Below are 9,477 nucleotides of genomic sequence, written 5' to 3'. Positions count from 1 at the left end.
AAATTGTGTTTTCCCCACTTCGCAGGCGTTATGACTTTAATCCTAGGTATCGACCCCGGTTCGCGCATCACCGGTTTTGGCGTGGTGCAACACACCCCGCGCGGCTGCGTTTACGTGGCCTCGGGCTGCATCCGGACCGGCGCGGGCGAGTTGGCCGAGCGCCTGCAGATCGTCTATCGCGGCGTGCGTGAAGTGATCCAGACCTACGGCCCGGTCACCATGGGCATCGAAAAGGTGTTCATGGCCAAAAACGCCGACTCCGCGCTGAAGCTTGGCCAGGCGCGTGGCGCCGCCATCGTGGCGGGTGCGGAGGAGGGCATGGAAATCGCCGAATACACCGCCACCCAAGTCAAACAGGCGGTGGTTGGCACCGGTGCGGCGAACAAGGAGCAGGTGCAGATGATGGTCATGCACATGCTCAAGCTCACCTCCAAACCGCAAATCGACGCTTCTGACGCCCTGGCCATCGCCATTTGCCACGCGCATACCCGTTCCAGCCTGCTACCGCATGGCCTGGGCACCGCACGCAGTCGTGGCGGGCGGCTGCGTCTCTGATAGCATCAGCGCAATCGTTATTTCCGGTCAGGCGTTGATCTGACCCCAAGTTTTAAGGACCGAACCGTGATTGGACGCTTGCGCGGCACCCTGGCTGAGAAGCAGCCGCCGCACCTGATACTGGATGTAAATGGGTTGGGCTATGAGCTGGAAGTGCCCATGACCACCCTGTATCGCCTGCCGTCGATCGGTGAGCCGATAACGCTGCACACCCATCTGGTGGTGCGCGAAGACGCGCAACTGCTCTATGGTTTCATTGGCAAGCGTGACCGCGACTTCTTCCGCGAGCTGATCCGCCTGAATGGCGTGGGCCCCAAGCTTGCGCTGGCGTTGATGTCGAGCCTGGAAGTGGATGAACTGGTGCGTGCTGTTTCAGCCCAGGACACCTCGGCGTTGACCAAGGTGCCGGGTGTCGGCAAGAAAACCGCCGAGCGCCTGTTGGTGGAACTCAAAGACCGCTTCAAGGCCTGGGAAGTGGTGCCGAGCATGTTTGCCCTGGTGCCGAACCAGCCGGATATGCCGGCCGGACAGGTGGCCAGCGCCGAAAGTGACGCCGTCAGCGCGCTGATTTCCTTGGGCTACAAGCCACAGGAAGCGAGCAAGGCCGTATCAGCCATCAAGGACAAGAACCTGAGCAGCGAAGACATGATCCGCCGAGCCCTGAAGGGAATGATTTAAGTGATTGAAGCTGACCGTCTGATTGCGGCCACCGGCCCGCGCGACCGTGAAGAAGTCCAGGACCGGGCGATCCGCCCCCTGAGCCTGGCCGACTACATCGGCCAGCCTACCGTGCGCGAGCAGATGGAATTGTTCATCCAGGCCGCGCGCGGGCGCAGTGAGTCCCTCGACCACACGTTGATCTTCGGTCCGCCGGGGCTGGGTAAAACCACGCTGGCCATGATTATCGCCCATGAAATGGGCGTGTCGATCAAGTCCACCTCCGGCCCGGTACTGGAGCGTCCGGGTGACTTGGCGGCCTTGCTGACCAACCTTGAACCGCACGACGTGTTGTTCATCGACGAAATCCATCGGCTGTCGCCGATCGTCGAAGAAGTGCTGTACCCGGCCATGGAAGACTTTCAGCTCGACATCATGATCGGCGAAGGCCCGGCGGCCCGCTCGATCAAGCTCGACCTGCCGCCCTTCACCCTGGTGGGCGCCACGACCCGCGCGGGCATGTTGACCAACCCGTTGCGAGACCGTTTCGGCATTGTTCAACGTCTAGAGTTCTATAGCACCGCAGACCTTGCGACCATCGTCAGCCGTTCGGCGAGCATTCTCGGCCTGCCCCTGGACCCGGAAGGCGCGTTTGAAATCGCCCGCCGGGCCCGTGGCACGCCACGGATCGCCAACCGTTTGCTGCGCCGTGTGCGCGACTTTGCCGAGGTGCGCGCCAAGGGGCATATCACCAAAGCGGTGGCGGACCTGGCCTTGAACCTGCTGGATGTGGATGAACACGGTTTCGATCACCAGGATCGGCGTCTACTCTTGACCATGATCGAGAAGTTCGACGGTGGCCCGGTCGGCGTGGACAGCCTGGCCGCGGCGATCAGCGAGGAGCGCCATACCATTGAGGATGTGCTGGAGCCGTACCTGATCCAGCAGGGCTACATCATGCGCACGCCCAGAGGGCGGGTGGTGACTCGGCATGCATATTTGCACTTCGGGTTAAACATTCCGTCACGATTGGGTGAGATGCCCGTGGTAGACGAATTCCTCGATGCAGTGGACGATTAAAAAGGTTACGCCAGACGATTTATCTGAGCATTGTGCTGTCCTAGTGCCGGGTGTCGTCATTCAGTTGTGGAAATGTTTCAAAGAATGAAAAAACAGTTGCCCTGCCGGATTGGCAACCTGAGGAGTAAGCACTAGAGTATGCGCGCGCAAAACGGGGATCAGTCGTTCGCACATCGCTGTCGCGTTTATTACGAGGACACTGATGCGGGCGGCATCGTGTATTACGTCAACTACCTCAAGTTCATGGAGCGGGCTCGAACCGAGCGGCTACGGGAGCTGGGCTTTGCCCAGTCCCAGCTTGCGGGGGAGGACCTGTTGTTTGTCGTGCATTCCAGCGAGGCGCGGTATTACGCGCCGGCGCGGCTGGACGATGAACTGCTGGTCAGCGCGCAAGTAATCGAATTGAACCGTGTCAGCCTGCGCTTTAAACAGCAGGTCAGGCGGGCAACGGATGCAACGCTGCTCTGTGAGGGGCAGTTCCTGGTGGCCTGTGTGCGCACCAATAGTTTGAAACCCCGGGCCATTCCCGAAGCTCTACGTGCGGCCTTTGCTGGCGTAAGCGGCGCGGGTAAACAATCAAAGCAGGAGATTTAGCGTGGAACCTACCGTCGTCGACCATTCCTCCATGTGGAGCCTGGTCAGCAATGCCAGTGTTGTGGTTCAACTGGTGATGCTGGTCCTGGTAGCCGCATCGGTTACCTCTTGGGTCATGATTTTTCAGCGCAGCAACCTGCTGCGTGCCGGTCGACGTGCCCTGGAGAGCTTTGAAGAGCGCTTCTGGTCGGGTATCGACCTGTCCAAACTGTACCGTCAGGCCGGCAGCAACCCGGACCCGGATTCGGGTGTGGAGCAGATCTTCCGCGCCGGTTTCAAGGAATTCTCGCGCCTGCGCCAGCAACCGGGCGTTGACCCGGAAGCGGTCATGGAAGGCGTGGCCCGTGCCATGCGCGTCGCCATTTCCCGCGAAGAAGAGAAGCTGGAGCAGAGCCTGCCATTCCTCGCGACCGTCGGCTCCGTGAGCCCGTACATCGGCCTGTTCGGTACCGTGTGGGGGATCATGAACTCCTTCCGCGGCCTGGCCCAGGCCCAGCAAGCGACCCTGGCCACCGTGGCCCCGGGTATCGCCGAAGCCCTGATCGCCACCGCGATCGGCTTGTTCGCTGCTATCCCCGCAGTAATCGCCTACAACCGTTTTGCCGCACGTGGCGAAACCTTGATCAGCCGTTACTACACCTTCGCCGACGAATTCCAGGCGATCCTGCACCGTAAAGTGCACACCAGCGAAGAATAAGCAGGTAATTCCCAATGGCTTTAATCGCTCGAGCTCGCAAAAAGCGCAAGCCGGTCGCCGAGATGAACGTAGTGCCTTACATCGACGTGATGCTGGTGCTGCTGGTTATCTTCATGGTGACCGCGCCGATGCTCAATCAGGGCGTGAAGGTTGATCTGCCCAAGGTTTCCAGCGAAGCCTTGCCGCAAGACAACAACACTCAGGTCCTGACCATTTCGATCAAGGCTGACAAGACCTATTATTGGAACCTTGGCAGCGAAGTCGACACCCAGAAACAGCAGGACAAGGCCATGACCTTGCCGCAGATGACCGATGCTGTGACCAAGATCATTCGCTCCGGCAATGAAGGCGGCAAGCACACTCAGGTGTTCATTCGCGGCGACAAAGTGGTCGACTATGGCTCCGTCATGGGCGCCATGGGCGGGCTGCAGAAGGCCGGCGTGGGTAACGTTGGCTTGATTACCGAGGCGCCCTGATGCAGCAACAGCGAGAGCCGTCCGCCTCGGAAAGCTTCTTCTGGCCTAGCGTCTGGGCAATTGCCCTGCACGTCCTGGTGTTTGGCATGCTGTTCGTCAGCTTTGCCATGACCCCGGACCTGCCGCCAGCCAAGCCGATCGTGCAGGCGACCCTGTATCAGCTGAAATCGAAAAGTCAGGCCACCACCCAGACCAATCAGAAGATTGCGGGTGAGGCCCAGAAGTCGGCTGCGCGCCAGACTGAAGTCGAACAGATGGAACAGAAGAAGGTCGAGCAGGAAGCGGTGAAGGCTGCTGCGGAACAAAAGAAAGAAGAGGCGGCTCAAAAGGCCGAGGAATCGAAAAAGGCTGACGAAGCGAAGAAAGCGGACGAGGCGAAAAAGGCTGATGAAGCCAAGAAAGCCGACAAAGCTGCCGAAGCTAAAAAGGTCGAAGAGAAACAATTGGCTGATATAGCCAAGAAGAAGTCTGAAGAAGAAGCCAAAAAAGCGGCCGAAGAAGAGGCCAAGAAAAAGGCCGCTGAAGACGCCAAGAAGAAGATTGTCGAAGACGCGAAGAAGAAAGCCGCCGAAGACGCCAAGAAAAAATCCGAAGCAGACGAGGCGAAGAAGAAAGTCGCCGACGACGCGAAGAAGAAAGCTGCCGCCGACGCCAGCAAGAAAAAGGCCCAGGAAGCAGCACGTAAATCCGCCGAAGAGAAAAAGGCCCAGGCCTTGGCAGATTTGCTTTCCGACACGCCTCAGCGTCAGCAGGCCTTGGCCGATGAACGTGGTGATGAAGTTGCGGGCAGTTTCGACGACCTGATTCGAGCGCGGGCAGCGGAAGGCTGGACACGTCCACCTTCGGCACGCAAAGGCATGACAGTGGTGCTGCAGATCGGCATGTTGCCGGACGGTACGGTGACTTCGGTCGGCGTGGCCAAGTCCAGTGGTGATGGTTCGTTCGACAGTTCGGCGGTAGCAGCGGTCAAGAACATTGGCCGGTTGACCGAGATGCAGGGAATGAAACCAAGCGACTTCGCTCCCTATCGTTCATTCAAGATGACATTCACACCTGAGGATTTAGCCTTGTGAGAAACCTTCTTCGAGGAATGCTTGTCGTTATTTGCTGTATGGCAGGGATAGCGGCGGCGGATGAAAAGAACATTCTGGTCACCAGCGGTAGCGATCGGGCCACCCCGATCGCCGTAGTACCGTTCGGCTGGCAGGGCGGCAGCGTGCTGCCGGACGACATGGCCCAGATCGTCAGTGACGACCTGCGCAACTCCGGTTACTACGCACCGATTCCCAAAGGCAACATGATCAGCCAGCCTACCCAGGCCAGCGAAGTCATCTTCCGTGACTGGAAAGCCGTAGGCGCCCAGTACCTGATGGTCGGCAGCATCACGCCGGCCGGGGGGCGCCTCCAGATCCAGTACACGTTGTTCAACGTGGCCACCGAGCAGCAGGTCTTGACCGGCAGCGTTTCGGGCACCGCCGAACAACTGCGCGACATGGCCCACTACATCTCGGACCAGTCGTTTGAAAAACTCACCGGTATCAAGGGCGCGTTCTCGACACGCCTGCTGTACGTAACGGCTGAGCGTTTCTCGGTGGACAATACGCGTTACACCCTGCAGCGTTCGGACTACGACGGTGCGCGGGCAGTGACCTTGCTGCAATCGCGTGAGCCAATCCTGTCGCCGCGCTTTGCGCCGGATGGCAAGCGTATTGCCTACGTCTCCTTCGAACAGCGTCGTCCACGTATCTTCGTCCAGCACATTGATACCGGCCGTCGTGAGCAAATCACCAACTTTGAAGGCCTCAACGGTGCACCGGCCTGGTCTCCGGACGGTTCGCGCCTGGCATTCGTGCTGTCCAAGGACGGCAACCCGGATATCTACGTGATGAACATGGCTTCGCGCCAGATCAGTCGCGTTACCAGCGGCCCAGGCATCAACACCGAGCCGTTCTGGGGTAAAGATGGTTCGACCATCTACTTCACCTCCGACCGCGGTGGCAAGCCACAAATTTACAAAACGAGCGTAGGTGGCGGTGGCGCAGAACGCGTGACCTTTATTGGTAACTACAATGCCAACCCTAAGCTTTCGGCCGATGAAAAGACGTTGGTGATGATTCACCGTCAGGATGGTTTCACTAATTTCCGGGTTGCGGCCCAGGATTTGCAGCGTGGAACGGTAAAAATCCTCACAGATACCAACCTTGATGAGTCAGCCACTGTTGCGCCCAACGGCACCATGGTAATCTACGCCACCCGCCAGCAGGGCCGGGGAGTCTTGATGCTCGTGTCCATTAATGGACGCGTAAGGCTCCCGCTTCCTACCGCTCAAGGCGAAGTCAGAGAACCGTCCTGGTCCCCTTACCTGAACTGACGCGGCGCTACAAAAAGAAGTACTTAACACACTGGGGTTCATTAGGAGTTTCACGATGGAAATGCTGAAGTTTGGTAAGTTTGCTGCTCTGGCTCTGGCTTTGTCCGTAGCCGTTGGTTGCTCGTCTAAAGGCGGCGACAATGCCGGTGAAGGCGCAGCTGTTGATCCAAACGCTGGTTACGGCGCTAACACTGGTGCAGTTGACGGCTCCCTGAGCGAAGAAGCTGCTCTGCGCGCTATCACCACTTTCTACTTCGAATACGACAGTTCGGACCTGAAACCAGAAGCCATGCGCGCTCTGGACGTTCACGCGAAGGACCTGAAAGCTAACGGCGCTCGCGTTGTTCTGGAAGGTAACACCGACGAACGTGGTACTCGTGAGTACAACATGGCACTGGGCGAGCGTCGTGCGAAAGCCGTTCAGCGCTACCTGGTACTGCAAGGTGTTGCTCCGGGCCAACTGGAACTGGTTTCCTACGGTAAAGAGCGTCCAGTTGCTACTGGCCACGACGAGCAGTCCTGGGCTCAAAACCGTCGCGTCGAACTGCGTAAGTAATTCGTCATGCGAACGTGCCGTCGTGCTCTAACTGTATTGGCTCTCAGCCTCGCACCGCTTGCGGTGTGGGCTGCGGTTCCTGTGGAAGATAGCAATTCCGGCTATAACAATAGCGGGAGCAGCTATCCGCCAGCAGGTTATGGCACGAACGGCGCCTATGCGGGGGGAGCGGCTACGTCCGCTCCCTCGGCACAGGGCGAACTGTTCAACCAGCTGCAACGCATGCAGGATCAATTGTCGCAGCAACAAGGCACGATTGAAGTTCTGCAGAATCAAGTGAACCAGCTGAAGCAAGAAGGCCTGGAGCGTTACCAGGATCTTGATCGACGTATTGGAGCCGGCGTTACACCTGCCGCCACTCCTGATAATTCTTCTGCCGGTGGCGCGCCCAGTGCCGCCGCCGGTGGTGCCGCAGCAGGGGCCGCGGCTGCCAGCCAAGCCCCTGCCGCGAGCAGCGAACCGGGTGATCCGGCGAAGGAAAAACTGTATTACGATGCAGCCTTCGACCTGATCAAAGCCAAGGATTTCGATAAGGCCAGCCAGGCTTTTACCGCTTTCCTGCGCAAGTACCCGAACAGCCAGTACGCGGGCAATGCCCAGTATTGGCTGGGCGAGGTCAACTTGGCCAAGGGTGATCTGCAAGGTGCCGGCCAGGCATTTGCCAAGGTCAGCCAGCTTTACCCAAAGCATGCCAAGGTGCCTGATTCGCTGTACAAACTCGCCGACGTAGAACGCCGCCTGGGTCATACCGACAAGGTCAAAGGCATTCTGCAGCAAGTGGTGGCCCAGTATCCGGGCACTTCTGCTGCCCAGTTGGCCCAGCGGGATCTGCAGCGCTTGTAAGCGATGCGTTCCCGTTTAGAAGAAACCCGCGCCTGGCGCGGGTTTTTTCGTTAGAATCCACGCCCTTTTATGAAACACGCTTCTTGGGGTCTACGCGTTGGCGAGATCTCTTGAAGTGCCTGACGGAGGCGGACAGCCTGTTTAGCTGTTACGCCCGTGGCGACTATGCAAGACACATTACGCATCACCGAAGTTTTTTACTCGTTACAGGGTGAAACGCGAACCGCTGGCCTGCCCACCGTATTTGTACGGCTGACCGGTTGCCCGTTGCGTTGCCAATACTGTGACAGCGCCTACGCCTTCAGTGGCGGCACTGTGCGCACCCTCGACGACATCCTGGAGCAGGTTGCCGGCTTCAAGCCGCGCTACGTCTGTGTCACTGGCGGCGAGCCCCTGGCCCAACCCAATGCCATCCCACTGCTCAAGCAGCTGTGTGACGCCGGTTACGAGGTCTCGCTGGAAACCAGTGGCGCCCTGGACATCTCGGCGGTGGACCCGCGCGTCAGCCGCGTGGTCGACCTCAAGACCCCGGGCTCCAAAGAGGCGCATCGCAACCTGTACGACAACATGGACCTGCTGACGCCCAACGATCAGGTCAAGTTCGTGATCTGCTCCCGTGACGACTATGACTGGGCGGCTTCCAAGCTGATCCAGTACGGCCTCGATCGCCGCGCAGGCGAAGTGCTGTTCTCTCCAAGTCATCACGACCTCAACGCCCGCGACCTGGCCGACTGGGTAGTGGCGGACAACCTGCCGGTACGCCTGCAATTGCAGCTGCATAAATACCTGTGGAACGACGAGCCGGGGCGCTGAGATGACTGAGCAAAAGCGTGCGGTCATTCTGTTGTCCGGCGGCCTGGATTCCGCCACGCTGGTGGCGATGGTTCGCGCCGAAGGCTACCGCTGCTATACGGTGAGCTTCGACTACGGCCAGCGCCACCGCGCCGAACTGGACGCCGCTGCCCGCGTTGCGCGTGACCTGGGTGTTGTCGAGCACAAGGTGATCGGCCTCAACCTCAATGGCATCGGCGGGTCGGCCCTGACCGACAGCAGTATCGAAGTGCCCGAGGCGCCGAGTGAAGGCATTCCGGTAACCTATGTACCTGCGCGCAACACGGTGTTCCTGTCGCTGGCGCTCGGCTGGGCCGAGGTATTGAACGCCCGTGATCTCTTCATCGGCGTCAACGCACTCGACTACAACGGCTATCCGGATTGCCGCCCGGAGTACATCGAGGCATTCGAGCGCATGGCCAACCTGGCAACCAAGGCTGGCGTAGAGGGGCAGGGTTTCCGTATCCAGGCGCCGCTGCAGAACATGAGCAAGGCTGACATCGTGAAGGCTGGTGTAGGACTTGGCGTCGATTACGCGCTGACTGTTTCCTGCTATCAGGCAGACGATTCCGGTCGTGCGTGTGGGAAATGTGACGCCTGCAGACTGCGCGCAGAAGGCTTCCAAACGGCCGCGATTGCGGACCCAACGCGTTATTTCTGATTATTTTCAAATAAGGTGTTGAATAATCCTTAGAAATCAGTATTATACGCGCCACCACACAGCGGGTCGTTAGCTCAGTTGGTAGAGCAGTTGGCTTTTAACCAATTGGTCGTAGGTTCGAATCCCACACGACCCACCATTTTTGGCGGTTTAGAA

At 58.9% G+C, this 9,477-nt stretch carries 12 protein-coding genes and 1 tRNA gene; all 13 read left to right on the top strand.

Annotation, left to right across the window (positions count from 1 at the left end):
* Positions 1–30: 30 nt before the first annotated feature.
* The 13 genes from ruvC (at position 31) to WBB95_RS00690 (ending at position 9,460) form a co-directional block, all read left to right on the top strand.
* The gene (ruvC, locus tag WBB95_RS00750) at positions 31–555 is read left to right on the top strand and encodes a crossover junction endodeoxyribonuclease RuvC (protein ID WP_024077147.1); all 525 of its coding nucleotides are present in this window, start codon (positions 31–33) and stop codon (positions 553–555) included.
* 66 nt (positions 556–621) lie between these two features.
* A complete protein-coding gene (gene ruvA / locus WBB95_RS00745) occupies positions 622–1,233 on the top strand; it encodes a Holliday junction branch migration protein RuvA (protein WP_110621444.1) in 612 nt (203 codons plus the stop codon).
* Positions 1,234–2,292 (top strand): Holliday junction branch migration DNA helicase RuvB, encoded by a 1,059-nt coding sequence (gene ruvB / locus WBB95_RS00740; RefSeq protein WP_064453925.1) that lies wholly within the window; start codon positions 1,234–1,236, stop codon positions 2,290–2,292. It begins immediately after the preceding gene.
* A gap of 138 nt (positions 2,293–2,430) precedes the next feature.
* A complete protein-coding gene (ybgC, locus tag WBB95_RS00735) occupies positions 2,431–2,886 on the top strand; it encodes a tol-pal system-associated acyl-CoA thioesterase (RefSeq protein ID WP_424485847.1) in 456 nt (151 codons plus the stop codon).
* A gap of 1 nt (position 2,887) precedes the next feature.
* Positions 2,888–3,583 (top strand): protein TolQ, encoded by a 696-nt coding sequence (tolQ, locus tag WBB95_RS00730; RefSeq protein ID WP_003209819.1) that lies wholly within the window; start codon positions 2,888–2,890, stop codon positions 3,581–3,583.
* A gap of 23 nt (positions 3,584–3,606) precedes the next feature.
* A complete protein-coding gene (tolR, locus tag WBB95_RS00725) occupies positions 3,607–4,059 on the top strand; it encodes a protein TolR (RefSeq protein WP_161630238.1) in 453 nt (150 codons plus the stop codon).
* A complete protein-coding gene (gene tolA, locus WBB95_RS00720; protein WP_424485846.1) occupies positions 4,059–5,132 on the top strand; it encodes a cell envelope integrity protein TolA in 1,074 nt (357 codons plus the stop codon). Before tolR ends, tolA begins: the two co-directional genes overlap by 1 nt.
* 17 nt (positions 5,133–5,149) lie before the next feature.
* Complete coding sequence (gene tolB, locus WBB95_RS00715) at positions 5,150–6,430, top strand: Tol-Pal system beta propeller repeat protein TolB (RefSeq protein ID WP_032865998.1); 1,281 nt, start codon at positions 5,150–5,152, stop codon at positions 6,428–6,430.
* 55 nt (positions 6,431–6,485) lie between these two features.
* Positions 6,486–6,986, top strand: a complete 501-nt coding sequence (pal, locus tag WBB95_RS00710) for a peptidoglycan-associated lipoprotein Pal (RefSeq protein WP_003209827.1) — start codon at positions 6,486–6,488, stop codon at positions 6,984–6,986.
* 6 nt (positions 6,987–6,992) lie between these two features.
* Positions 6,993–7,829 (top strand): tol-pal system protein YbgF, encoded by an 837-nt coding sequence (gene ybgF, locus WBB95_RS00705; RefSeq protein ID WP_424485845.1) that lies wholly within the window; start codon positions 6,993–6,995, stop codon positions 7,827–7,829.
* Between the two features lie 165 nt (positions 7,830–7,994).
* Positions 7,995–8,642 (top strand): 7-carboxy-7-deazaguanine synthase QueE, encoded by a 648-nt coding sequence (gene queE / locus WBB95_RS00700; RefSeq protein ID WP_424485844.1) that lies wholly within the window; start codon positions 7,995–7,997, stop codon positions 8,640–8,642.
* A 1-nt stretch (position 8,643) separates the two neighbouring features.
* Positions 8,644–9,321, top strand: a complete 678-nt coding sequence (gene queC, locus WBB95_RS00695; RefSeq protein ID WP_424485843.1) for a 7-cyano-7-deazaguanine synthase QueC — start codon at positions 8,644–8,646, stop codon at positions 9,319–9,321.
* A gap of 63 nt (positions 9,322–9,384) precedes the next feature.
* A tRNA-Lys gene (locus WBB95_RS00690) sits at positions 9,385–9,460 on the top strand.
* Positions 9,461–9,477 lie beyond the last annotated feature (17 nt).

It is taken from the genome of Pseudomonas sp. (genome assembly GCF_049645325.1).
In the GTDB taxonomy this organism is placed as follows: Bacteria; Pseudomonadota; Gammaproteobacteria; order Pseudomonadales; family Pseudomonadaceae; genus Aquipseudomonas.
Note: the sequence above shows the minus strand (reverse complement) of the source record. Positions and strands in the feature narration are given on the sequence as shown.